Below are 24,521 nucleotides of genomic sequence, written 5' to 3' on the forward strand. Positions count from 1 at the left end.
AGGCGGGACGTGGCGGGGGCACAGCCAGTCCGCTGACGCAGCAGGCAGGCGGATATTCATCCGCGCCTTTCACCCCGCCTATCTACCTCCGGCTCACTCCACGGGCCAGGTGTGCACGGGCTCCCCGGAGGCGGCGTGGTGGAGGTAGCGCTCCAGCATGGCCGCCAGCGCGTCCTGGCGGGGCATGTTCGCCTCCAGCCGCGCCAGCACCTCCCGCTGCCAGCGCGCGCCGGTGCGCTTCAGGGCCACGCGCCGCTCGATGATGCCCAGCATGGCGTCCGCCTCGGCGGCGTCCACCCCGGCCGACACCAGTCCCCGCCGGGCCAGCGGCAGCAGCCGGGGCACCAGCTCCAGCGCCGGCACGGGCCGGGGGCTCGGCGCCACCCCCGAGGGCCAGAGCAGCTCCGCGTCCAGCCCCTGCCTCGCGGCGCGGATGAAGTTGCCGCACGCGTGGACGAAGGGCAGCGCGGGCAGCAGCGCGTCCACCTGCTCCGACAGCGCCAGCGTCAGGCCCAGGAGGAAGGCGCCGTTGGCCACCATGTCCACCACCGTGGGGCCCGCCGGCAGCGCGCGCAGCTCGATGCGCAGGTGGCCGGAGTCCTTGGGGTCATAGATGGCGCGGTTCCAGCTCCACACCGTGCTCTGGTGCAGCCGCAGCTCGTCCAGGCCCGGCAGCGCGCCCGCCTTCACGCGCTCCAGCGGCGACTCGCGGCCCAGCACCGGCAGCAGCGGCGGGTGCAGCGCCACCGACTCGGCGAACAGCTCGTGGGCGCCCTCGCGCGCCCAGCCATGACCGAATGTCACGCGCGCGTGGGGCTGGAAGCCGCCCTCGCCCGGCTCGCCCCGGTCGTCCACCGCCTGCCGGAACAGCGCCACCCGCGTCTCGTCCCACAGCTTCCGTCCCAGGAACAGCGGCGAGTTGCCGGACACCGCCAGCACGGGGGCGGTGGCCAGCTGCGCGGCGTTGTACATGCGCGCGAAGTGCGCGGGCGTCACGCGCAGGTGGTACTGGAGCGACGTGTTGGCGCCCTCCAGCGTCACGTCGTCCCAGGTGAGCGTCAGCGCCTCCTCGCCCTTGATGGACACCTGGAAGGGCGCGGCGCGGCGCTTGCGGATGGCGGCGGACAGCGCCCGGTAGCGCGGCATCCCCGTCAGCGCGCCGCTGCCCAGGTCCGCCTCGCGCAGCGTGGGGAGGATGCCGATGACGGCCACGCGCGCGCCCTGCGTGGCCGCCGCGCGCCGCACCTCGCCCAGCGTGTCCTCGAACTCGGCGCGCAGCGCGGTGAAGGGGCGGCCCGCCAGCGGCCCCGGGCGCAGGTTGACCTCCAGGTTGAAGCGGTCCAGCTCCAGCGTCACCCGCGGGTCCACCGTCTGCGACAGCACCTGCCGGTTCACCGGCAGCGGGAAGCCTCCGGCATCCACGAGGTACAGCTCCAGCTCCGCGCCGATGGTGCACTTCCCCACCCCGAAGCCCGGACGCGCCAGCAGCCCGCGCAGCGCCTCCAGGCTCTCCTCGAGCCGCCGCGAGAAGCGCTCGTAGTCCTCCGGGCGGAACTCCTCCTGTTCGATGGCCAGACCCATATGGGGCGAAGGTGGGCATGGCCGCCTGCCCCGGCACCGGGATGGCGGGGCTCGCCAGCCTGCCCGTCGGGCCTGGAGCGGCCGGCCGGACTCGTGTGTTATCTCCCACCCTGGCCATGACGTCCGACACGCCCATCAACCTGTACGACCTGACGCGCCCCGCCCTGGGCGAGCTGCTCTCCGGCTGGGGGTGTGGCCCCTACCACCGCGACCTGCTCTGGAGCGCGCTGTACCGCAAGCAGGTCCGCTCGCTCGACGAGGTCGAGGGGCTGCGGCCAGAGCTGCTGGCCACGCTGCGCCAGCGCGCCCGCCTGGGGCAGCTCGCCACGCACCACGAGAGCTTCAGCAGCGACGGCTACACGCACAAGCTCCTGCTGCGCCTGGACGACGGCCAGACGATTGAGACCGTGCTGATGCGCTTCAAGGGCCGCGCCACCGTGTGCATCAGCACACAGGCGGGCTGCGCCATGGGGTGCGTCTTCTGCGCCACCGGGCAGATGGGCCTGTCGCGCCACCTCACGCCGGGCGAAATCGTGGGCCAGGTGCTCCACGTGAGTCGCATCCTCCGAGAGTCTGGCGAGGCGCTGCGCAACGTCGTCCTGATGGGCATGGGCGAGCCGTTGCACAACTACGAGCACACGCTGGCCGCGGTGGACGTGCTGGTGGACGCGCTCGGGCTGGCCCTGGGGCCGCGCTTCATCACCCTCAGCACGGTGGGCGTGGTGCCCGGCATCCGTCGCCTCGCGGACGAGGCGCGTCCCGTGCAGTTGGCCGTCAGCCTCCACGGCGCCACCGACGCGGAGCGCGCCGCGCTGGTGCCCGCCGGACGGCGCTGGCCCCTGGACGAGCTGATGGATGCGTGCCGGTACTACAGTGAGAAACGCGGACGGCGCATTTTCTTCGAGTGGACGCTCATCGAGGGGCGCAACGACACGTCGGAGCACGCGCATACGCTGGGCAAGCTGCTCGAGGGCATGGACGCGCACGTCAACGTCATCCCCCTGAATCCCACGGTGGGCTACGACGGCGGGCCCAGCCGCCCGGAGTCCGTGCGCGCCTTCCAGGCCGTGCTCGCCTCCTACGAAGTCCCCAGCACCGTGCGTCAACGCCGCGGCATCGACATCGACGCGGGCTGCGGGCAGCTCAAGTCCACGGTGGAGCGGCGCTCGCGCCGTTCAATTCCCACCAGCCCCTGAGCGCACGGGTGGAGCTGACCCAGGTGCGGGCACGGCACCACACCCACGTGTGTGCGTCCTGTCGCTGACGGACACCCGCGGTGAAAGCGGTTGGTGCCCCTTGCACGCGAGGTGGACGTGGGCACATTCTTTCCATCGGCTTCGGTTCCCGGGGAGGTGGGCGATGCTTTCCATCCAGGAGCACACGACGATGGACGAGGCGAGCAGCGACCTGCTCGACTTCATCCTCGAGCCGCTCAACTGGCTCTCGTTGGCGCAGACAGACCCCGCCGCATGGCCCGGTCAGAACACGGTGTACCAACGCCGCGTGGGGACGCTGCGCATCTGCGCCTCCGTGGACGTGGGCGCCACGCTGGACGTCTACCTGCACATCGCCTTCCGCGCGCCCGGCCTCACGCCCGTGAAGGCGGCGGACCACCTGGAGAGCTTCCTCAAGCAGCGGCTGCCGCTCACGCCCAACTCCGAGTGGCAGGTGGAGGTCGACGAGCGCCGGTGGATCCACTTCTCCCGGCGCTACGCGGCCCCGCACCTCAAGGCCTGAGGGCGGCTCAGGCCGGCAGCTCACGGCTTGAGCGGCGTGAGCTGGTAGTGGCGCAGCGGCTGCGCCACGTTCTTCACCGGCGTCTCCGTCAGCGGTCCGAAGCGCAGGCCCTGGAAGAAGGGCTCGCGTGAGCCGCCGAGCACGTCGCGCACGCTCTCCATCACCAAGGTCTCCCGGAAGCCCGCCAGCGACTGCAGGCGCGCCGTCTGGTTCATCCCGCTGGAGAAGGCGGTGTACTGGCGGTTGGGCCCGAAGAGGCCGCAGTTGGCGTTGGCCAGGTTGACGCCGACGGCCACGCCCAGCCCGGGCAGCTTCACCCGCTGGCACAGCGCGGCCACCTCCTCGCGCGCGCCGAGCGACGCGGTGAAGGCCTGGATGTCACACGCGGCGCGCACCGCCGCCTGCGCGCGCTCCAGCCGCGAGCCCTTGAAGAAGGGCGGGCCGAAGAGGCCGATGACGCAGTCGCCCACCATCTTGTCGAAGACGCCGCCGTGCTCCCAGATGCAGGCCACGGCGCGCTCGCTCCACTCGTCCACGAAGCGGCCGATGTTGCGCGGGCTGTCGAAGCCGTGCTCGCAGATGCGGGTGAAGCCGTTGATGTCCGCGAAGAGGATGCCCACCTCCTGGTCCTGCGCGCGCAGGTGCTGCGCGTAGTCCGGGTCCTGCAGCAGCGCGTCGATGACGGCGTTGGGGAAGAACTGCGACAGGTGGATGCGCTCGCGGTTGTAGTCCAGCAGGCGCTGGCTCAGCGTGGACGCCAGCACGCGGATGAGGTCCATGGCGTAGGCGGAGAAGCCCTCGTCGCTCCACAGGACGATTTTTCCCAGTGGCTCGCTGCTGGCCGAGCCGGAGATGAGCACCGCCTCGGTGGTGCGGCCGACGAACAGGCCGCGCAGCACGGACTCCTCGCCCGCGAGCAGCCGGGGGCCGTGCTGGCGGATGGCCTTCTCCAGCGCGGGGCTGGGCTGCTCGCCGCTCTCGAACTCCAGGTGCCCGTTGCGGTAGGTGCGGTAGTGCAGCACCTGGGGCTGCACCGCGTCGCGGTACATCAGGAGGAAGCCGGGCAGCCGCACGCGCCGCGCCAGCGTCAGCACGGCCTGGTCCATGCCCGCCTCGAAGACGGGGTTGGCCAGGTGGCCGTTGCACTGGAGGATGAGCTGGTGCTTCTCCGACGCGGTGTGCACGAGGCACAGCACCGTGTCGAGCTGCTCGGCGACGAGGTCCAGCACGCGCAGGGCGCGCGCGGTGGCGGCGGGCGCGGTGTGGTCTCCCGGGAAGAGCAGCCCCAGGGTGCCCACGCGGGTGCCGGCCACGTCCAGCGCCTGGGTGACGAGCGTGTCGCCGTCCAGGCTCCGCGCGCCGGAGGGCCCCTCCAGCAGCGAGCCCGGGTAGCGCTCTGCCCAGTCGCCCTCGCCCCAGGTCTGCTCGACCAGCTCCTCGTCGCGGGTGGTGATGGCGATGGCGCGGGCCCCGGTGAGCGCGAGCACGGACGGGAAGCAGCGGCGGAAGGACTGGGTGAGGTTCTCTCGCTCCCGGAGGCTCTCCTCCAGGAGGTCGTCCACGGCGCGCTGGAGGGCGCGCAGCGCCTTGTACTCCTCCAGGGTGATGTCCGTGGGCGACGGGTGCGGCTGCGACGGAGTCGACATGGCCCGGGTTCTACCGCCGCCGGGCGGTGCTGTCACAGGGAGGGCGTGTGGGGCTGGCCTCCCAGGACGCGTCCCCCGGCCACCTCGATGAGCCAGTAGCCCTCGTGGCCGGCCTCGGTGGAGGAGCCGGCGCCGAAGATGTGGGGCCGGTCGGCGGTGGCGGGGTGGTGGTAGCGCTTGTGGATGTGGCCGTGCAGCACGGCGAAGCGGGGGCCGGGCAGCAGGCGCAGCAGGGCCTCGGCGTCGCGCAGCCCGTGGTGCCAGCGGTCCGCGCGGCCCTTGGACGTGAGGGGCGCGTGGTGCACCACGACGAGCACCGCCCGCCCATCCAGCCGGGAGTCCGCCAGCACGGCCGCCAGCCCTTCGAGCTGGGCCGGGCCAATGGTCCCGAAGGACAGGCCCGGCGTGGCGGGCACCCGGGCGGACAGCAGGCCCACCACGGCGGCCTCGTCGCCCAGCAGGCGGACGAAGGGGAAGGAGCCCTCGCGACGGTGCTCGGGCAGGTCGCTCTCCAGCAGGTGGCCGAAGTGGCGCGCGAAGCGGCCGGTGCGGTGGCTGCCCGGGGTGAAGACGTCGTGGTTGCCGGGGATGACGGTGCAGCGGCGCGGGTCATCCGCCAGCGGGCCCAGGGCCTGACGGGCGCCGGAGAACTCACCCTCGAGGGCGTAGGCGGTGAGGTCGCCGGAGAGGATGAAGTGGTCGGCCCGGTGGGCCTGGGCGTCGCGGACGATGGCGGAGAGCGCCTGGGGGGCCCGGGCGTAGCGCTTCGCGCGCCCTCCCACGGTGAGCTCGGCCAGGGCCACCCAGCGCCGCCAGCCGAGCCGGCGCAGGGGGAGCGCGAAGTAGTCCTCGGTGATGTGGACGTCGGAGCAGTGGACGAAGCGCATCGGGGTGTCTCGCCTGGGCAACGGCCGGCCGGGGGCTGGCATTTCTCCCCAGATGCCCGGCGGGGGGAAGTGATTCGCAAGGTGCTCACCGCGGCGTGCCCGGCACGGTACTGTTCGAGTCATCATGACGCGGACCGCGCTCCTGCTCGCCCTCCTCCTCGGTGCCCTCCCCGCCTCCGCGCAGCCGGGCGCCTCGCGCAAGGTGGCCGTGCTCCCGTTCCAGGCCGTCTCCGCCGACGTGCCCGCCCGCGCCGGGCCGCGTGTCACGGCGCGCCTCGTCTCGGAGGTCCACGCCACCGAGGGCCTCACCGTCGCCACGCCGGCGCGCGCTCCCGGGGAGGCGCCACCCGAGCCGCCCCTCGTCACCGCGAGGGCCGCCGTGAAGGAGGCCATCGCCGCGCGGGCGGCCCGTGACTTCCCCCGCGCCAATGCCGCGCTGACCCGCGCCGTCGAGGCCTACGCCGCCGGCGCGGCGGCGCTCACCGACACCGCCGAGCTCGCCGATGCCTACGCCCTGCGCGCCGCCGTCCGCTACGCCACCGGCCGCGACTCGGAGGCCGCCGCCAGCCTCACCCAGGCGCTCACCATCGCCCCCGGGCGTCCCCTGCCGCTGGCGGAGTCCTCGCCGCTCTTCGCGCGCATGGTCGACAACGTCCGCGAGGCCCAGCAGGCCCAGCCCCGAGGTGGCGTGCGCTTCGACTCGGTGCCTCATGGCCTGGCCGTGACACTCGACGGCCAGCCCGTGGGCCTGGCTCCCGTGCGTGTCACGGGCGTGCCTCCGGGCGCGCACCTGTGGCGCGCGGTGCTGCCCTCGGGTGAAGCGGTGGGTGGCGTGGTGGACGTGGCCTCCGAACGCGAGGCCACCGTGACGGTGCGCCCCGCCGGCACCGGCCCCGAAGCCGCGCTCGCCCTGGCGCTCGCGGGCAATCGGGTGGACGCCGCCGCGCTGGAGGCCGCTTCGGCGCTCGGGCGGGCGGCGGGCGCGGACCTCGTCGTCTTCGGCACCGTGTCGCGCGCGGGCTCCGGGCTCACGCTGGAGTCCTTCGTCCTCGCTCCGGGAGACAAGGCCCCGCGGCGCCTGCCGCGCCTGTCCGTGGACGTGGAGCTGCTGGAGGCCGGCACACCGCTGCGGGCCCAGGTTGCCGCCCTCGCCGCGCGCGGCGTGGAGGCCGGGGTGACAGAGCCGCTGCCCGTGGTGCCAGCCGCGAGCACCTCCTCGCCACCCCGTGTCTCGCAGGTGGCGTATCCGAAGAGCCCCGAGCGAGTGCGGACGACGGAGAAGCCCGCCCCCCAGCAGTCGGACCGCAAGCCCCTGGCGCCCGTCCGCAAGCCGCTCACCCGCCCATGAGTCCCTTCCGAGGCCGCTTCGCGCCCAGCCCCACCGGACGCATGCACCTGGGCAACCTCCGCAGCGCGCTGCTCGGGTGGCTCCAGGCCCGTGCCGCCGGGGGCCGCTTCCTGCTGCGCATCGAGGACCTGGACCGCGCCCGCTGCAAGCCACAGCACGTGGACGACCTGCTGCGCGACCTGGAGTGGCTCGGCCTCACCTGGGACGAGACGCCCCTCTTCCAGAGTCGGCGCGACGAGGTCTACCGCGACGCCCTCTCGCAGCTGGAGCGCGCGGGGCTCGTCTACCCGTGCTTCTGCACGCGCGGCGAGATTGCCCGCGCCGCCAGCGCCCCCCACGGCCTCTCCGAGGAGGGCCCCCGCTACCCCGGCACCTGCGCGCGCCTCACCGCCGGACAAATCTCCGAGCGCGCCCGCAGCCGTGCCCCCGCGTACCGCTTCCGCACGCGCCCCGGCGAGGTGCGCTTCGAGGACGGGCTCCTGGGCCCGTACGTGCAGGACGTGGAAGGAGTGGTGGGCGACTTCGTGGTGCGTCGCAATGACGGGGTGGCCAGCTACCAGCTCGCGGTGGTGGTGGACGACGCGGCCAGCGGCATCACCCACGTGCTGCGCGGCGACGACCTGCTGTCGTCCACGCCCCGGCAGCTCCAGCTCTACCAGGCGCTCGGGCTCTCCGCGCCCGCCTTCCTCCATGTCCCGCTGGTGCTCGGCGAAGACGGCAAGCGGCTCGCCAAGCGCGACGGTGCCTTCGCGCTCGCCGAGCTGCGCGAGCGGGGTCTTCCTCCCGAGCGGGTGCTGGGCCTGCTCGCCGCGTGGAGCGGGCTGGGAGATGGCAGCCCGGTGCCGCTGGACGAGCTGGTGCGCAGGTTCCACGCCAGCGCGCTGCCCCGCGCTCCGGTGGTCGCTCGCGAGGCGGTGCTCCTGGAAGCACTCGGCCTGCGGTGAGCTCCTGACCCGCGCACCTCTCCCAGGAGTCATCCAGGCGCACGGGCACCGTGCATCCACGAATACGTGTCCATCTTGAAGAAGGCCCGAGCGTCCCAGGCCTGCCTTCGGGGCGCTCCCTGAACCAGGAGGGACAACACCATGGCAGCCATCGTGGAGAACGAAAGACCCGGCGTCATCTCAGCCGTCGCGGGGACGCCCTTCAAGCTGAGCTGGAGCGCCATCTTCGGAGGCGCCTTCGTCGCGCTCGGCGTGTGGATTCTCCTGTACACGCTCGGCCTCGCGCTCGGGCTGTCCTCGGTCGACCCCAATGACCCCGGCAGCGCGCGCTCGGCGGGCATCGGCACCGGCATCTGGAGCCTCATCGCGCCGCTCATCGCCCTCTTCATCGGCGGCTTCGTGGCGGCGCGCTCGGCGGGTGTCCTGGACAAGGGCGGCGGCGCGCTGCACGGCGCCGTGCTGTGGGGCCTGACGACGCTGGCGGGCACCGTCCTCCTGGGGATGACGCTCTCGTCGCTGCTCGGCACCGCGTTCCGCGCCACCAGCTCCGTGGTGGGCGCCACCGGCTCGGCCGTGGTCGGCGCCGCGTCCCAGGGAGGTGAGGCCGCCAGCACCTTCGGGCTGGATGCCAACGATGCGCTCGGCCCCATCAACCAGCGGCTGGCCGAGGAGGGAGCGCCGCCCATCACCGCGGACCAGCTCCAGAAGGCCACCGGCGACGTGCTCAACACCGCGCTGCGCACCGGCAACCTGGACCGCGAGGTGCTCATCGGCTCCATCGTGAAGGAGACCGACCTCACCCGCCAGGACGCGGAGGTCGTCGCCGGCCGCGTCGAGCAGCAGTTCACCGCCGCGAAGGGCAAGCTCGGCCAGGTGGGCCAGCAGGTGCAGCAGGGCGCCCTCCAGGCCGCGGACACCACCGGCCGCGTCTTCTGGGGCGTCTTCGGGGCCCTGCTGCTCGGGCTCGTCTCCTCGATACTCGGCGCCACGCTCGGCGTGAGCCGCCGCCAGCGCGTCCACGCGGAAGGCGTCGTGGTGCCCGAGGCACGCCGCGAGGTGCGCACGTAGGCACGGGGGCCCGCTCCGACCCGGCCCGGCACCTCCCTGTTCGGAAATGTCGGGGGTTTTGCGACGCGAAATGTCCCGACATTTCCGAACAGCAACCCTCCCGGCCCACTCCAGCCCCCGGGCCACCGGCGTCTCCACCGGGCCAGGGAGCGACCGGGCAGCACGGAAGTCGCGCCACCGCCTCACGCGCGGACATAGTCTCCACGGGTCATGGCGCGCGGCTCCATCATCCGCTGGGTCCTCATCCCCGGGCTGAGCCTGGGCGTGCTCATCCTCAGCGCCGCCCTCTCCTACTGGCTCATCCGGCCAGCCCAGCCCCCGCTGCCTCCGGAAGCCCCGCCACCGGAAGCCCTCCCGACCCCGCCGTCCGGGCCTCCGCCCGAGCCCCCTTCCGAGCCCTCCCCGCCCCGCCTGGAGCCGGCCCCGGTGGTGCCGCCGCCCGCCTTCCCGTCGCCCCAGGGCACCGTGCCAGTGCCCACGCCGCCAGCCTCCGCCTCGGACGGGGCCCGCCGCGTGGCCGAGGTAGAGCCCGTCATCGAGTCCACCACCGGCCGCATCGACACCGAGGACGTCCGCGTCGCCATCCGGGCCGTGACTCCGCTCGTGCAGCAATGTTTCGAGGACGCGGCACAGCGAAACCGGGGTCCGCAGACGGTGCGGCTGCGCTTCACGGTGGAGCCGGGAGAGGGCGGCGGGGCCATGAAGGCGGGGGAGCTGCTGGACAGCACGATTCCGGACCCGATGGTGCAGGCGTGTGTGCTGGACTCGCTGCTGGACGCCCGGTTTCCCGCTCCACCGGGTGGGGGGAAGGCAACGGTCGTCTACCCCTTCGAGTTCCGCGTACTGGGGGAGGCTGGCCGGTAGGGCCGGGATTTGCTTAAGGTGCCGCTGCCCCCACCGTTCATGCCCGTCACCGTCGAACAGCTTGGTTCCCAGGACGCGGATGCCCTGCGTGCACTGCTGTCGAAGGACCCGGTCCACAACCTCTACCTGCTGGGGTTGCTGGAGGAGTTCGGCATCGCGCCGAAAGGACGGGTGCCCTTCGCCTTCTACGGGCGCTTCGACAACGCGGTGCTGACGGCCGCCGTCTTCGTGGGCGGCGACGGCGGGCTGGTGGTGCCCAGCGCCAGCGACGCCACCGCCACCAGCGTCATCGCCGACGCGCTGGCCTCGTCGCTGAAGCTGCGCGGCACGGTGGGAGACAAGTCCGCGGTGGACGCGCTGGTGCGCAGCCTGTGCCAGGGCAAGCCGAGGCTGTCCCGCACGCAGCGGCTGTTCAGCGTCTCCGCGGATGACCTGGGCCCCTTCACCAACCCGCTCTTGCGGCTCGCGCGTGAAGAAGACCTGCCGCGCCTGCTGCCCCTGTCCCAGGGCTACGTGCGCGAGGCAATGGAGCGAGACCCGCTGGCCGAGGACCCCCGGGGCTACGAGGCGCGAGTCATCCAGCGCGTCCGCCAGCGCCGCACCTACGTGCTGGAGGAGAACGGCGCCCTGGTGTTCAAGGTGGACATCGGCAGCCGCTCCCAGTTCGGCGCGGAGCTGGAGGGGCTGTACACGGTGCCCGCCGAGCGCAGGAAGGGCATCGCCACGCTGTGCCTGGGCCAGATTTCCCGGCACCTGCTGTCCTCGCTGCCCCGGCTGACGATGCGCGTGGACGAGCGGGACGAGAGCACCGCCCGCATCGCCCGGAAGGTCGGCTATCTGGCCGGCCGCACGTGGCGCCTCGTCCTGGTCGACTAGCCGGGGAGCAGCCCGGCCTCCCGGCTCGCGCCTCACTCCGGCATGCCCCGCGCCCCGGCGGATGCCATAGAGTGCCCGCGCTCATGAGCCGTCCCACGCCTTCCCGCCGTCCCCTCTCTGGAGAGGGCCCCGTCATCCTCCACGCCGCCACGGACCCGCGCTGGCTGCCGCTGGCGCTCGAGCGGTTCGACGAGGTGCTGGTGGACCACGCCCACTGCGAGAAGAAGGCCGCCGCCAACGCGCTGTCGCTGCTCCAGGTGTACCCGGACCTGCCGGGCCTGCCCGCGCAGATGGCGCGGCTGGCGCGCGAGGAGAGCGCCCACCTGGCCAAGGTGCTGGAGCTGATGGACGCGCGCGGCCTGACGCTGACGCGGGACGCGGGAGACCCGTACGCGCAGGGGCTGCAGAAGCTGGTGCGCACGCCGTCCGCCGAGCGCCGCGTGGACCGGCTGCTGGTGGCCGCCATCATCGAGGCGCGCTCCTGCGAGCGCCTGTCGCTGCTCGCCGAGGGGCTCACGGACCCGGCGCTCGCGCGCTTCTACGGAGAGCTGGCCCAGTCCGAGGACGGGCACCAGTCCCTCTTCTTCCGGCTGGCCGTCACCGCCGCCGGGGGCGACGAGGCCCCCGTGCGCGAGCGGCTGGAGTGGATGCTCGAGCGCGAGGCGCAGGTCATCACCGACGTGGGCCTGCGCGCCGCCATCCACTGAAAGGCGTCAGGGCCCCGCGGCGGCCGGGCCCGGCTGGACGACGGCGCTCACCGGAGCCCCGCGCGCGGGCTGCTCCCGGCCGCCCTTCTCGAACGGCCACACCCACGGCACGCCCACCACCAGTCCCGCCAGCAGCAGCGCGGTGAGGGGGGTGCCCAGGCGGAAGAAGTCGGTGAAGCGGTAGTGCCCCGGGCCGTAGACGAGCACGCAGCTGGGCTCCAGCGGGGTGATGAACGAGCAGCTGGCCGCCAGCGTCACGCCCATGGCGAAGGGCCGGGGGTCCACGCCCAGCTGCGCCGCGGCGTTGAGCGCCACCGGCAGCACCACCAGCGCCGCGGCCTGGTTGCTCATGGGCGCCGACAGGATGATGGTCAGCACCATCAGCAGACCTAGAACGGTGCGCGGGCCGCCGTACGCGCCCAGCTCCGCCACGTGGCCGCCGATGAACCTCCCCGCGCCGCTCACCTCCATGGCCAGGCCCAGCGCCATCATGGAGCCGATGAGCAGCACCACGCGCCAGTCCACCCGGAAGGCGATGCGCGCGTCCACGCAGCCGGTGGCAATCATCGCCAGCATGCCGGTGAGCCCCGCCACCGACAGCGGCACCAGCTCCAGCGAGCCCGCCGCCAGCGCGCCCAGGAACAGCACCACCGCCAGCAGCGCCTTGCCATGGCGGGGGGGCTGGTAGTCGTGGCCGCTGAGCACCAGGAGGTTGGTGCCCTTCGCCAGCTCCGTCACCTTCTCCTTCGGGCCGCGCAAGAGCAGCACGTCACCCACCGACAGCGGCAGCAGCGCCAGCGAGCGCTCGCCGAAGATGCGCCCCAGCAGCTGCAGCTTGGTGACGCGCTGGATGGCGGGCTTGCGGTGCAGCGCCAGCGCCACCATGCCGTAGCGCTCCAGGAAGAGCGTCTCCTTCAGGCTGCGCCCCACCAGCTGGCTGCCCTGGGGCACCGTGGCCTCGATGAGGACGGTGTCCTTGTCGCTCAGCTCCGCGTCCGACAGCTTCACGTCCGGGCGGATTTCGATTCCCCGCAGGTCCTTCACCCGGAGGATTTCCTCGCGGTTGCCCTCGATGATGAGCCGCTCGTCGCCCTGCAGCCGGTAGCCCGGCACCGCCGACTGCGCCTTGCCGTCGCGCAGGATGCCGATGACGCGCAGCCCCAGCCCCTCGGTGATGTCCGCCAGCTCCCGGCCCACGTAGCGCGAGTCCGCGGGCAGCACCGCCTCCGTGAGGTAGTCGCGCAGCGTCCAGTCCTCCATGCTGCCCGCGCCCTGGCGCGCCGGCAAGAGCAGCGGCCCCAGCAGCACCACCACCAGGATGCCGACAATGGCCAGCGGCAGCCCCAGCGGCGCCAGCTCCGTCACGCCGATGCCCGGCATCCCCATGCGCTGCAGCGCCGCGGACATCACCAGGTTGGTGGACGTGCCGTAGAGGAAGATCATCCCGCCCAGCATCGACGCGTACGCCAGGGGCAGCAGCACCTTGCTCGTGGGCACCTTGGCCCGGTTCGCCGCGCCAATGGCCACCGGCAGGAAGGCCGCCGTCGTCACCGTGTTGGAGATGACGGACGAGAAGGTCGCCACCGCCACCATCATCGCCATGACGAATGTCTGATGGCCGAACCGGGCGAAGAAGGCCAGCCGCTGCCCGACGAGCTGCACCACCCCCGTGGAGGCGAGCCCCTGCGTCATCGCCAGCAGCGTGAAGATGAAGATGACGGTGTCGTTGCTGAACCCCTCGAACGCCTGGCCCGGGGTCAGCACGCCCGTCAGCGCCAGCAGGCACACCACCACCAGCGAGCTGACCTCGATGGGGATGGTGTCGAGGGAGAACAGCACCAGCGCGACGACGACGATGCCGAGGACGATGGCGATGGTCATGGAGTCCGCCACCAACGTGGGGCCGCCCCTCGCCCGGGGTGAGTCCCTGGCGCACTGCGCCGTCAACTACTGGATGCCCGGTCGCTGATAAGTGGAATTAGGAGAGGCCTGTCTGGAAGGCCGGTTGACTGCCGGACGCCAGTTGCATTCCAGCCCTCCATCCAGAAGGTTTGCTGTCTCTCCCGCTGGTAGCTTCGTCCCCCCGGGGACTGGTGGCGGGACCCCCTATTTCGAGACGACACGAGGATACTTCGATGGCTTCGACGCAAGTGGCGGCGGTGGGCGACAAGGCCCCGACGAAGAACCCCACGCTGCTGGCCTGGGTGGGCAAGATGGCCCAGCTGACCCAGCCGGACAACATCGTCTGGTGCGACGGCTCCGAGGAGGAGAAGAAGCGCCTGACGGACCAGGCGGTGAAGGAGGGCATCCTCATCCCGCTGAACCAGCAGAAGCGGCCCGGCTGCTACCTGCACCGCTCCAACCCCAATGACGTGGCGCGCGTCGAGCACCTCACGTTCATCTGTACGCCCAACAAGACGGACGCCGGCCCCACCAACAACTGGATGGACCCGGACGAGGCGTACACCAAGCTGAGCCAGCTCTTCGACGGCAGCATGAAGGGCCGCACCATGTACGTGGTGCCCTACGCCATGGGCCCCATCGGCAGCCCCTTCACCAAGATTGGCGTGGAGATCACCGACAGCGTCTACGTCGTGCTGAACATGCGGATCATGGCCCGCATGGGCAAGCAGGCGCTGGACATGCTGGGCGACAGCGACGACTTCAACCGCGGCCTGCACAGCACCGGCGACGTGAATCCGGACCGCCGCTACATCTGCCACTTCCCCCAGGACAACACCATCTGGAGCTTCGGCTCGGGCTATGGCGGCAACGTGCTGCTCGGGAAGAAATGCCTCGCGCTGCGCATCGGCAGCTACCTGGGCCGCGAGGAGGGCTGGCTCGCCGAGCACATGCTCATCCTCGGCGTCACCAGCCCCAAGGGGGAGACCACCTACGTGGCCGCCGCCTTCCCGTCCGCGTGTGGCAAGACGAACTTCGCCATGCTGATTCCTCCGGCCGAGTACAAGGGCTGGAAGATTGAGACGGTCGGCGACGACATCGCCTGGATGCGCCCCGGTCCGGATGGCCGCCTGTACGCCATCAACCCGGAGGCCGGCTACTTCGGCGTGGTGCCCGGCACCAACTACAAGACCAACCCCAACGCGATGGAGACCATCGCCAAGGACACCCTCTTCACCAACGTGGCGATGACGCCCGACGGCGACGTGTGGTGGGAGGGCAAGGACGGCGAGGTCCCCGAGGAGCTCACCGACTGGCAGGGCCGCCCCTGGAAGAAGGGCAGCACGGAGAAGGCGGCGCACCCGAACAGCCGCTTCACCGCGCCCATGTCGAACAACCCGGTCCTCAGCTCCAAGGCCAATGACCCGATGGGCGTGCCCATCTCCGCCCTCATCTTCGGCGGCCGCCGCTCCAACACCGTCCCGCTCGTCATCCAGGCCTTCAACTGGACGCACGGCGTCTTCCTCGGCGCCACCATGGGCAGCGAGACGACGGCCGCCGCCACCGGCAAGGTGGGCGTGGTGCGCAGGGACCCCATGGCCATGCTGCCCTTCTGCGGCTACCACATGGGCGACTACCTCCAGCACTGGCTGGACATGCAGAAGTCCATCCCCCAGCTGCCGAAGATCTTCCAGGTCAACTGGTTCCGGCAGGACAAGAACGGCAAGTTCATCTGGCCGGGCTTCGGGGACAACATGCGCGTGCTCGAGTGGATCGTGAACCGCGTCCACGGCCGCGTCCCCACCAAGGAGACGCTGCTGGGCTGGGTGCCGCGCGCCGACGAGGGCCTCAACCTCAAGGGCCTGGACCTGTCCCCGGAGGCCATCACCGAGGCCACCGCCATCAAGGAAGACGAGTGGAAGGCCGAGCTCAAGAGCCAGGAGGTCTTCTTCGAGCAGCTGGGCACCAAGGCGCCGGAGGCCCTCATGCTCCAGCGCAAGCTGCTCATCTCCCGCCTGGAGACCTGAGCCGCCTGTAGCACCCTGAAGCCCTCGGGGCCGCTTCCCCGCCTGCCGGTATCGGGCGTGGGGCGGCCCCGAGCCGTTTTCACGGGAAGTGAAGCCACCCTCTTCGCCGTCCGGGGGGCTCCGCGCTAGGCTCCGGGGACCATGAGACTGGCTTTTGTATTGTCGGCGGCCCTCGCGCTGGCGCCTCCGGTCGCGCTCGCCCAGCGCGGCGGTTCCAAGAATGCCCCCGCCCTCATCAAGGAAGGTGAGCGGCTGTACCAGGCCGGGAAGTACAAGGAGGCGGCGGAGGCGCTGAAGAAGGCGCACGAGCTCGCCCCCAACCCGAAGCTCATCTACAACATCGCCTTCGCCCTGGAGAACGCGGGCGAGCTGCGCGACGCGCTCTCCTGGTACCAGCAGTACGTCGGCAGCACGGAGGGCACGGACCCCACGCTGCTCAAGCGCAGCGCGCGCGGCATCGACCGGCTCCAGGTCCTCATCAAGAAGGAGGAGCAGGCCCAGGCCAGCGCGGACACCGAGCGCCAGAAGCTCCAGGAAGAGGCGGAGGCGGCGCGGCAGCGGGCCGAGCAGGAGCAGGCGGCGACGCGGCGCGCGGAGGAGGAGAACCAGCGCCAGCGGCAGGCCGAGTACGAGCGCGCGATGAAGTCCTACAAGCGCCAGCGCATCGCCGCCTTCGCCATCGGCGGCGTGGCGGTGGCCGGCGTGGGCGCGGGCGTGCTCTTCGGCATGCAGGCGCGCGACAGCCGCGAGCAGTTCGACCTCGCCACCCGGCTCGAGGACAAGCAGGCCCGCGCGGACGACACGAAGAGCAAGGCGCTGCTGGCGGACATCGGCTTCGGCGTGGGCCTGGCCGGCGCGATTACCGCCATCATCCTCTACCCCAAGGAAGGACCGCCCGTGGCCGGCGAGGTGCGGGTGACGCTGGCGCCCAGGGGCGCCGGAGCAGGCATGGAGGTGAGCTTCTGATGCGCGCGCTCGGACTGATGACGTGCTGCACGGTGCTGCTGGCCGGCTGCAGCTTCACCACCGCGGGGGGCCTCACCGAGTGTGAGACCAGCGTGGACTGCAACGCCAACCAGGTGTGCAGCAGCGGCTTCTGCCTGCCCCAGCCGGAGGGCTGCGGCGAGGTGTTCGGCCCCGCCAACGCGACCAACCCCATCGCCATCGGCGCGGCGCTCCCGCTGACCAACTCCGACGGCGCGGACGAGTCGGAGGTGCAGGCGCTCAACTCCATCAAGCTGGCCATTGGCGAGGTCAACCAGCGCCAGGGCATCAACGGCCGCCAGTTCCTCCTCTACATCTGCGACACCCGCTCGGACCCGAACCGCGCCCGTGAGCAGGCCGACTGGCTGGTGAACGAGAAGGACGTGCCGGTGGTCTTCGCCTCCGGCAGCGGGCAGACGATTGCCGCCTCCGCCGTCACCATCCCCGCGGGCGCGCTGCTGATGACCCACACCGCGACGAGCCCGGACCTCGCCACGCTCTCCGACAGGCCGTCCCAGGGCGGCCCGGGCCTCGTCTGGCGCACCGCCCCCTCCGACACGCTGCAGGGCCGCATCATCGGCGAGCTGCTGAAGGGCAACCGCACCGTGAATGAGCCGACGCAGCCCTTCGTCAGCATCGACAACACCGTCATCGCCTACGTGGATGACCCGTACGGGCAGGGCCTCTCCGGCGAGACGCTCGAGGCGCTGACGCCGACGCCCGTGGTGACGGCGCGGTACAACCGCAACGAGGACGTCAGCGCCGCGGTGTCGGTCATCAACGACCGCAACCCCGACATCACGGTGATGGTGGGCTTCTCCGAGGACAACGCGAAGATCATCAGCCAGCTCGTCTCCCGGGGCCGCACGGGGCTGAAGTGGTTCTTCACGGACGCGAGCAAGGACCCGGGCCTGTTCACCTCCCTGGGCAACAACCGCAGCCAGGTGGAGGGCGCGTACGGCACCGCGCCGGCCCAGGCCCGCCTGAACTCCAACGCGTACGTGCAGTTCCGCTCCCGCTTCGGCTCCACGTACAACAACGCGGACCCGGGCCAGTTCTCGTTCACGGCGCACGCCTATGACGCCATGTACCTGGTGGCGCTGGGCACGGCGTACGCAGTGGGCGCGGACGCCAACAACCCGCAGCCCATCACCGGCGCCCGCATCGCGGAGGGCCTGACGCGCGTGACGCCGGCCGCGGGCGTCGCCGCTCCGGCCTTCGAGCTGGGCTTCCAGAACTTCCTCGAGGCCCGCCAGGAGATGAGCCGGGGAACCATCATCAACGTCACGGGCGCCAGCGGCGACCTGGACTTCGACAACGCGACGGGCGAGGCCCCTTCCGAGTACGAGCTGTGGAAGGTGGAGAACGGCACCTTCAAGACGGTGCAGCTCATCAACCCGGCGGCGGACTGACGGGGGCCTCCCCCAGCACCCGCGCCAGCACCTCCACGGCGGCGGCGAAGACCTCGGGCTCCGGCAGCAGCGAGAGCACGAGGTACGCGCCGCCGCCGAAGTCGTAGAACCAGCCCGGCTGCGCCAGCACGCCCGCGTCCAGCAGGGCCAGGCAGGTGGCCTCCTCGCCGGGCACCCTCGGAATCCGCAGCACCGCGCTCCACCCGCCCTCGGCGGGCACCACGTCCCAGGTGGCGCCCGGCGCGCGCGCGGCCACGAGGCGCTGCCGGTTGCCCCGCACGCGCTCCAGCACGGCGGCCTGGAAGACGGGCGCGTGGGCCAGCAGCGCCGGCAGGGCCAGTTGCACGGGCGTGGCCACCGGCAGGTACGTGTCCGCCACCCACTCCAGCCGCGCCAGCGCCTCGTCGCGCACCTCCGGCGGGCCGCCCACGTGCGTCCAGGCCAGCTTGAGGCCGGGCAGGCCGGCCACCTTCGAGAGGCCGGACAGCGCGAAGGTGAGCATGGGCAGCGCGCGCCCGGCCACCGTGGCCACGCGGCCCGGCCCGGCGGCGTCCCAGGCGAAGTCGGAGAACACCTCGTCGGACACCAGCGCCAGCCCGTGGCGCGCGCACACGTCCGCCAGCGCCGCCAGCTCGCCCTCGTGCAGGGAGTGACCGGTGGGGTTGCCGGGGTTGACCACCAGCACCGCGCGGGCGCCGGCGTCCACGGCGGCCTCCACCTCCCCCGCGTCCAGCCCGAAGCCGTGGGCCCGGGGCAGGCGGTACGGACGCGTCTGCACGCCCTCCAGGCGCGCCAGGTGCTCGAAGAGGGGGTAGCAGGGAGCGGGGACGAGCACGGTGTCCCCCGGCTCGCACAGCAGCTTGAAGAGCCAGCTGTAGGCCTCGCTGGTGCTGGCCGTCAGCAGCAGGTGCTCGGGGGAGACAGCCGCGCCGCGGGCCCCGAGGTGGGCGGCCAGGGCCTGGCGCGCGGAAGCGAGGCCCAGTGCTTCCGGGGCGTAGGCCATGGCGCCGGGCGGGGCGAGCAGGCCCTCTGGAGGCGCGGGCAGCCCCACGCGGGTGGGGTTGGTCTCGGTGAGGTCCAGCAGGGGGCGCCCGAGGGCGCGGTGCCGGGCGAGCGCCAGGGCCAGCGGGTTGGGCGCGCGCGGGAAGTCGCTCCGTGCGGAGAAGCGGCTCACAGCCCCGTCTGCAGCATGGCGTTCGCGACGCGGCGGATGAGCTCGCGGCGGACCTCCTTGCGGCAGTGGTCGATGGCCTTGTCGTGCGGCCGGGGCAGCTCCGCATCACGGGTGCGCAGGGCCGTCCTCAAGACGAGCTCGACCTTGGAGGGCTCGATGTGGAAGAGCCGCGGTCCTTCCTTCTGGAGGAAGTACGAGAGGCCCTTCTGGTCGATGAGCTTCTTGAAGATGCGCCGGACGTCCGCGAGGAACGTGAGGTCGATGATGTCCGCCATTCGCCCGGGGTTCTCGCGCGGAAAAAACGGCGCGTCCATTTCACGGCCGCGTCACCCGAAAACTTGCGCGACCTGTAGCACTCGCGCAGCGGCGCGAACGCGCCGGAGGCCGATTTTCCGGCCTCCGCGCGCTCAGGGCACCAACGGGCGGAGGGCTCGGCGGAACGCGGCGTGCCGTCGGCGCGCGTCAGGCAGGTGCGGCACCGGGCCCAGCACCGGCACGCCGTGGCGCTCCTGGAGCAGCAGGCGGTTGTCGCGCTCGGAGGCGTCCCTCGCGGCGGTGCCGCGCGACAGCACCACGGCCTTCACGGGGATGCGGCGCGCCGCCAGGGCCTGGAGCGACAGGGCTGTATGGTTGAGGGTGCCCAGGCCCGCGCGGGCCACCAGCAGCACGGGCAGGCGCAGGGCGGCGATGAGGTCGATGACGTCGTGCCGCGAGTCCAGGGGCACGAAGAGGCCACCGGCCCCCTCCACCACCACGGGCCCGTGGCGCAGCCGCTCCCAGGCGGCCAGGGTGACGTCCCAGTCCGGCTCCCGGCCCAGCCGGCGCGCGGCCACGCCGGGGGCCACGGGCAGGCGGAAGCGGTGGGGACACAGGGCGTCCACCGGCAGCGCGCTGCCCGCCGCCTCGCGCAGGGCCAGCGTGTCCGCGGGGGCGCGCAGGGAGGCGCAGCCGCTCTCGTAGGGCTTGAAGCCCTGGGGCCCGAGGCCCGCGTCCGCCAGCAGCGACAGCAGCGCGCACGAGGCCTGCGTCTTGCCGACGCCCGTGTCCGTGCCGGTGACGAAGACCTGGAAGGGCTTGCTACTCGCCACGGTGGTGCACCCCCACCCGGCGCAGCGCGTCCAGCGCCAGGTCGACATGGCCCAGGGTATGGGCGGCGGAGAGACAGAAGCGCAGGCGGCTGGTGCCCTCGGGGACGGTGGGCGGGCGGATGGCCTTCACCAGCACCCCGGCCTCGCGCAGGCGGCGGGCGGCATCCAGGGCGCGCTCCGGCTCGCCGAGGATGACGGGAAACACGGCGCTGCGTGCTTCCGCGCGCAGGCCCAGGGCGCACAGGCCCTCCGCGAAGCGGCGGATGTTGCGCCACAGCCGCTCGCGCAGGTCCGGGTCGCCCTCCACGGCGTCCACGGCGGCCTCGGCGGCGGCGCACAGCGCGGCGGGCAGCGCGGTGGAGAAGATGAACGGCCGCGCGCGGGACACCAGCAGGTCCGCCACCGCGCGCGACGTGGCCACGTACGCGCCCATGGCGCCCAGCGCCTTGCTCAGCGTGCCCATGCGCAGGTCCACCTGTGCCTCCAGCCCCAGCTCCTCGCACAGGCCGGCGCCGCGCGCGCCCAGCACGCCGGTGGCGTGGGCCTCGTCCACCATCAGCGCCGCGCCGTGGGCCCGGCACACGTCGACGATGTCGCGCAGCGGGGCCACGTCCCCGTCCATGGAGAACACAGTGTCGGTGACGACCAGCTTGCGCCGCGCGGGCGTGTCCGCCAGGGCGCGCGCCAGCGCCTCCACGTCCGAGTGCGGGTAGACGACGACGCGGGCGCGCGACAGGCGGCAGCCGTCGACGAGGGACGCGTGGTTGAGGGCGTCGGAGAAGACGGCGTCGCCGGGCCCCACCAGCGCGGGGAGGATGCCGGTGTTGGCGGCATAGCCGCTGTTGAAGAGGAGGACGGCCTCGGCGCGCTCGAAGGCGGCCAGCCGCGCCTCCAGCCGGTGGTGCGCGGCGGTGTCACCCACCACGAGCCGGCTGGCGCCGGTGCCCATGCCGTACCGCTCCAGCGCGGCGGCGGCGGCGGCGCGCACGGACGGCGAGGCGGCCAGCCCCAGGTAGTCGTTGGAGGAGAAGTTGACGAGCGTCTCGCCGCCCAGCTGGACGACGGGGCCCTGGGGCGAGTCGAGCGGCTCCAGGTACCGGCGCAGGCCGCGCGCGGAGAGGGACTGCAAGTCTTCCCGCGCCCAGGCGGAGGCGACTCCCGCCGCCTCGGGCGCCACCGGGGCGGGGACTTCCTGCGCGCTCCCCTCCCCGGCCTCGAGGGGGAGCGCTGACGTCGGGCCGCTCACGCCGGACCTACCCCTCCCGCCGGGGCTCCAGCGGGCGGATGCCGGCCTTCTCCAAGAGGGCCATGTCCTGGCTGTACTCGGGGTTGCCGGTGGTGAGCAGCTTCTCGCCGAAGAAGAGCGAGTTGGCGCCCGCCATCATGCACAGCAGCTGCGCCTCCTCGTTCATCTGCTGGCGGCCCGCGGACAGGCGCACCATGGCCTGGGGCATGAGGATGCGGGCGGTGGCGATGGTGCGCACCATGTCCACCGTCTCCACGCGCTGCTGGCCCGCCAGGGGCGTGCCGTCCACGGGCACCAGCGCGTTGATGGGCACCGACTCCGGGTGGTGGTCCTGGTTGGCCAGCGTGCGCAGCAGGTTGCAGCGGTCGTCCACGGACTCGCCCATGCCGATGATGCCGCCGCAGCACACGGAGATGCCGGCGTCGCGCACCCGGTTCAGCGTCCGGAGGCGGTCGTCATAGGTGCGGGTGGAGATGATGTCGCCGTAGTGCTCGGGCGACGTGTCCAGGTTGTGGTTGTACGCGGACAGGCCCGCCTCGCGCAGGCGCCTGGCCTGGCTGTCGGTGAGCATGCCCAGCGTGGCGCACGCCTCCATGCCCAGGGAGCGCACGCCGCGCACCATCTCCAGCACGCTGTCGAACTGCGGGCCGTCCTTCACCTCGCGCCACGCGGCGCCCATGCAGAAGCGGGTGGCCCCGGCGGCGCGGGCGCGGGACGCGGCCTCCAGCACCTCCGGCACCGCCATCAGCTTCTCCGCCTTCACGCCCGTCTTGTAGCGGGCCGCCTGCGGGCAGTACGCGCAGTCCTCGGAGCAGCCGCCCGTCTTGATGGACAGCAGCGAGCACAGCTGCACCTTGTTGTCCTGGAACACCGCCCGGTGGACCGTCTGCGCCCGGTGGACCAGGTCCAGCAGGGGCATGGCGTAGATGGCGCGCACCTCGGCGAGCGCCCAGTCATGGCGCACGTCGACGCCGGGCGGCGGCGGCGCGGCCGTATGGGAGTGGCCGTGAAAGGACTCACTGGGGGCGGAGGTGTCGGGCATGGGCTCCTCGGCGGGTTGGAGGAGCGCGAAGGTGCGCGGGCGGCGGGGACTTGTCAACGCCGCTGAGCTGAGTGGTTGACGACTCCTCTGAAAAAACGGGGCCGGCGCCCCACGAAGGAGACACCGGCCCTTGTCCTCACCAGGAGAGGGACAGCTTCAGGCTAGACGCGGACGCGGCGCCTTCCTCCGGCCATGCCCACCAGGAACAGGACCAGGAGCGCGCCCAGGACGGAGAACAGGAGGCCCGTCGGGTGCAGGTCGAAGATGCGGCCGTCACTGCGGAAGAGCGAGGCGATGAAGCCACCCACGAAGGAGCCGGCGACGCCCAGCAGCGTGGTGGCGATGAGCCCCATGGACTGGTTGCCCGGCATGAGCGCGCGAGCGATGAGGCCGGCCAGAAGGCCAATAACCAGGAAAGCAATGATCCCCATGACTTCCTCCCTTGCTTAGCGGGCAGCGCTTCGTGCGTGCCCTCATGGCTAGCAAAGTGTTCCGTGCCTCCCGCCGGTACAACTTGACAGCAGGGGGTTGACAGCGAGCCTGCCTGCTCTCCGTTCATGCCTACCTGTAAGGGCGTAAAAACGTCAGGGGTTCGCGCTACACACCACCCATGGCGAAGGCGAAGACGCACTACTCCTGCCAGGCGTGCGGGTACCAGACGGCGAAGTGGCTCGGGAAGTGCCCGGACTGCGGCGCGTGGAGCTCGCTGGTGGAGGAGACGGAAGCGAAGGTGGACGACAAGCGCCCGGCGTGGGGCGCTTCGGGCGGGGCGACGCGGCCGGTGCTGCTCAAGGAGGTGAGCGGCGAGACGGAGACGCGCCGCCGCACGGGCATCGCCGAGTTCGACCGGGTGCTGGGCGGCGGCGTGGTGGGCGGCTCGCTGGTGCTGCTGGGCGGAGACCCGGGCATCGGCAAGTCCACGCTGCTCCTGGCGGCGCTGGACAAGCTGGCGCGCCACGGGCCGGTGCTCTACGTGTCGGGTGAGGAGAGCCTGCGGCAGACGAAGATGCGCGCCGAGCGGCTTCGGGTGGAGGGCGACGCCATCCACCTGTTCGCGGAGACGGACGCGGAGCGGGTGCTGGCGGCGACGGAGGCGCTGAAGCCGCAGGCGCTGGTGGTGGACTCCATCCAGACCATGTACCTGCCGGAATTGGGCAACGCGCCGGGCAGCATCACCCAGGTGCGCGAGGTGGCGGGCCGGCTGATGGCGTACGCCAAGCGCTCGGGGGTGCCCACCTTCCTGGTGGGCCACGTGACGAAGGAGGGCTCCATCGCGGGCCCGCGCGTGCTGGAGCACATGGTGGACACCGTCCTCTACTTCGAGGGCGAGCGGGGGCACCCGTTCCGAATCCTGCGGGCGCACAAGAACCGCTTCGGCTCCACCAACGAGATTGGCGTCTTCGAGATGAAGGGCGCGGGGCTGGTGGAGGTGGCGGACCCGTCCGCGCTCTTCCTGTCGGAGCGGCCGGTGGGCAAGTCCGGCAGCGTGGTGACGAGCACGCTGAACGGCACGCGGCCGCTGCTGGTGGAGGTCCAGGCGCTGGTGGCGCCCACGGGCTACGGCACCGCGCGGCGCACGGCCATCGGCGTGGACGGCAACCGGGTGGCGCTGCTGGCGGCGGTGCTGGAGAAGAAGGAGGAGATTCCGCTGGTGGGCTGCGACTTGTTCGTCAACGTGGCGGGCGGCATGCAGCTCAACGAGCCGGCGTGTGACCTCGCGGTGTGCGCGGCGCTGGTGAGCAGCCTGCAGAACCGGCCGCTGGACGCGAAGACGCTGGTGCTGGGCGAGGTGGGCCTGGCGGGCGAGGTGCGCGCGGTGGGCCAGGTGGAGCCGCGACTGGCGGAGGCCGCGAAGATGGGCTTCCAGCGCGTGGTGATGCCGGCGGGCAGCGCACGGCGGCTGGAGAAGGGCGCCTCCAAGATGCAGGTGGTGGGCGTGGAGACGCTCGGCGAGGCGCTGTCGGCGATGTTCGACTGACCAGGGCCAT

The 24,521-nt window shown here is 72.3% G+C and carries 22 protein-coding genes; 12 read left to right on the forward strand and 10 right to left on the reverse strand.

What is annotated here, in order from left to right; genetic code table 11:
* Positions 1-93 precede the first annotated feature (93 nt).
* Entirely contained in the window at positions 94-1,581 is a 1,488-nt protein-coding gene (locus LXT23_RS17145; protein ID WP_253981236.1) for a glutamate--cysteine ligase family protein, read from the reverse strand.
* 116 nt (positions 1,582-1,697) lie between these two features.
* Between LXT23_RS17145 and rlmN the strand changes: the two genes are divergently transcribed.
* Both rlmN and LXT23_RS17155 read left to right on the forward strand, forming a co-directional pair.
* Complete coding sequence (gene rlmN / locus LXT23_RS17150) at positions 1,698-2,777, forward strand: 23S rRNA (adenine(2503)-C(2))-methyltransferase RlmN (protein ID WP_253981237.1); 1,080 nt, start codon at positions 1,698-1,700, stop codon at positions 2,775-2,777.
* Positions 2,778-2,940: 163 nt separating this feature from the next.
* Complete coding sequence (locus LXT23_RS17155) at positions 2,941-3,318, forward strand: hypothetical protein (protein ID WP_253981238.1); 378 nt, start codon at positions 2,941-2,943, stop codon at positions 3,316-3,318.
* A 20-nt stretch (positions 3,319-3,338) separates the two neighbouring features.
* On the opposite strand, the gene LXT23_RS17160 is transcribed toward LXT23_RS17155, so the two are convergent.
* Together LXT23_RS17160 and LXT23_RS17165 are read right to left on the reverse strand one after the other, a co-directional pair.
* Positions 3,339-4,964 (reverse strand): adenylate/guanylate cyclase domain-containing protein, encoded by a 1,626-nt coding sequence (locus LXT23_RS17160; RefSeq protein WP_253981239.1) that lies wholly within the window; start codon positions 4,962-4,964, stop codon positions 3,339-3,341.
* 32 nt (positions 4,965-4,996) lie between these two features.
* Positions 4,997-5,851: a metallophosphoesterase family protein gene (locus LXT23_RS17165; RefSeq protein ID WP_253981240.1), complete on the reverse strand. Its 855-nt coding sequence runs from the start codon at positions 5,849-5,851 to the stop codon at positions 4,997-4,999.
* Positions 5,852-5,975: 124 nt separating this feature from the next.
* Here LXT23_RS17165 and LXT23_RS17170 point away from each other — a divergent pair, with 124 nt between their 5' ends.
* The 6 genes from LXT23_RS17170 to miaE all read left to right on the forward strand — a co-directional run bounded on the left by LXT23_RS17170 (position 5,976) and on the right by miaE (position 11,658).
* Positions 5,976-7,199, forward strand: a complete 1,224-nt coding sequence (locus tag LXT23_RS17170; RefSeq protein WP_253981241.1) for a PEGA domain-containing protein — start codon at positions 5,976-5,978, stop codon at positions 7,197-7,199.
* Complete coding sequence (gluQRS, locus tag LXT23_RS17175) at positions 7,196-8,143, forward strand: tRNA glutamyl-Q(34) synthetase GluQRS (RefSeq protein ID WP_253981242.1); 948 nt, start codon at positions 7,196-7,198, stop codon at positions 8,141-8,143. The genes LXT23_RS17170 and gluQRS overlap by 4 nt, the downstream gene beginning before the upstream one ends.
* A 141-nt stretch (positions 8,144-8,284) precedes the next feature.
* Positions 8,285-9,211, forward strand: coding sequence for a hypothetical protein (locus LXT23_RS17180; protein ID WP_253981243.1), 927 nt, complete (start codon positions 8,285-8,287; stop codon positions 9,209-9,211).
* A gap of 210 nt (positions 9,212-9,421) precedes the next feature.
* Positions 9,422-10,075, forward strand: a complete 654-nt coding sequence (locus LXT23_RS17185; protein WP_253981244.1) for an AgmX/PglI C-terminal domain-containing protein — start codon at positions 9,422-9,424, stop codon at positions 10,073-10,075.
* A 39-nt stretch (positions 10,076-10,114) separates the two neighbouring features.
* Positions 10,115-10,951, forward strand: coding sequence for a GNAT family N-acetyltransferase (locus LXT23_RS17190; protein ID WP_256560931.1), 837 nt, complete (start codon positions 10,115-10,117; stop codon positions 10,949-10,951).
* Positions 10,952-11,034: 83 nt separating this feature from the next.
* The gene (miaE, locus tag LXT23_RS17195) at positions 11,035-11,658 is read left to right on the forward strand and encodes a tRNA-(ms[2]io[6]A)-hydroxylase (protein WP_253981246.1); all 624 of its coding nucleotides are present in this window, start codon (positions 11,035-11,037) and stop codon (positions 11,656-11,658) included.
* A gap of 6 nt (positions 11,659-11,664) precedes the next feature.
* Here miaE and LXT23_RS17200 read toward each other — a convergent pair whose 3' ends face one another.
* Positions 11,665-13,539, reverse strand: coding sequence for an SLC13 family permease (locus LXT23_RS17200; protein WP_253981247.1), 1,875 nt, complete (start codon positions 13,537-13,539; stop codon positions 11,665-11,667).
* 254 nt (positions 13,540-13,793) lie between these two features.
* Here LXT23_RS17200 and LXT23_RS17205 point away from each other — a divergent pair, with 254 nt between their 5' ends.
* The 3 genes from LXT23_RS17205 (at position 13,794) to LXT23_RS17215 (ending at position 17,983) form a co-directional block, all read left to right on the forward strand.
* Entirely contained in the window at positions 13,794-15,587 is a 1,794-nt protein-coding gene (locus LXT23_RS17205; protein WP_253981248.1) for a phosphoenolpyruvate carboxykinase (GTP), read from the forward strand.
* 141 nt (positions 15,588-15,728) lie between these two features.
* On the forward strand, positions 15,729-16,553 hold the full coding sequence (locus tag LXT23_RS17210; RefSeq protein ID WP_253981249.1) for a tetratricopeptide repeat protein: 825 nt from the start codon (positions 15,729-15,731) through the stop codon (positions 16,551-16,553).
* Positions 16,553-17,983 (forward strand): ABC transporter substrate-binding protein, encoded by a 1,431-nt coding sequence (locus tag LXT23_RS17215; protein ID WP_253981250.1) that lies wholly within the window; start codon positions 16,553-16,555, stop codon positions 17,981-17,983. The genes LXT23_RS17210 and LXT23_RS17215 overlap by 1 nt, the downstream gene beginning before the upstream one ends.
* Here the strand turns inward: LXT23_RS17215 and LXT23_RS17220 are convergent.
* The 6 genes from LXT23_RS17220 to LXT23_RS17245 form a co-directional block, all read right to left on the reverse strand.
* Positions 17,964-19,157: a pyridoxal phosphate-dependent aminotransferase gene (locus tag LXT23_RS17220; protein ID WP_253981251.1), complete on the reverse strand. Its 1,194-nt coding sequence runs from the start codon at positions 19,155-19,157 to the stop codon at positions 17,964-17,966. The genes LXT23_RS17215 and LXT23_RS17220 overlap by 20 nt on opposite strands.
* Positions 19,154-19,432 carry a hypothetical protein gene (locus tag LXT23_RS17225; RefSeq protein WP_253981252.1) on the reverse strand — a complete coding sequence of 93 codons (279 nt, stop codon included), beginning with the start codon at positions 19,430-19,432 and terminating at the stop codon, positions 19,154-19,156. Before LXT23_RS17225 ends, LXT23_RS17220 begins: the two co-directional genes overlap by 4 nt.
* Positions 19,433-19,564: 132 nt before the next feature.
* Complete coding sequence (bioD, locus tag LXT23_RS17230) at positions 19,565-20,293, reverse strand: dethiobiotin synthase (protein ID WP_407692888.1); 729 nt, start codon at positions 20,291-20,293, stop codon at positions 19,565-19,567.
* Positions 20,235-21,422, reverse strand: a complete 1,188-nt coding sequence (bioF, locus tag LXT23_RS17235; RefSeq protein WP_253981402.1) for an 8-amino-7-oxononanoate synthase — start codon at positions 21,420-21,422, stop codon at positions 20,235-20,237. The genes bioD and bioF overlap by 59 nt, the downstream gene beginning before the upstream one ends.
* A 76-nt stretch (positions 21,423-21,498) precedes the next feature.
* Complete coding sequence (gene bioB, locus LXT23_RS17240; RefSeq protein ID WP_253981254.1) at positions 21,499-22,533, reverse strand: biotin synthase BioB; 1,035 nt, start codon at positions 22,531-22,533, stop codon at positions 21,499-21,501.
* Between the two features lie 161 nt (positions 22,534-22,694).
* A complete protein-coding gene (locus tag LXT23_RS17245) occupies positions 22,695-22,964 on the reverse strand; it encodes a GlsB/YeaQ/YmgE family stress response membrane protein (protein WP_253981255.1) in 270 nt (89 codons plus the stop codon).
* Between the two features lie 179 nt (positions 22,965-23,143).
* Between LXT23_RS17245 and radA the strand changes: the two genes are divergently transcribed.
* Entirely contained in the window at positions 23,144-24,511 is a 1,368-nt protein-coding gene (gene radA / locus LXT23_RS17250; RefSeq protein WP_253981256.1) for a DNA repair protein RadA, read from the forward strand.
* Positions 24,512-24,521 lie beyond the last annotated feature (10 nt).

This window comes from Pyxidicoccus xibeiensis (assembly GCF_024198175.1).
In the GTDB taxonomy this organism is placed as follows: domain Bacteria; phylum Myxococcota; class Myxococcia; order Myxococcales; family Myxococcaceae; genus Myxococcus; species Myxococcus xibeiensis.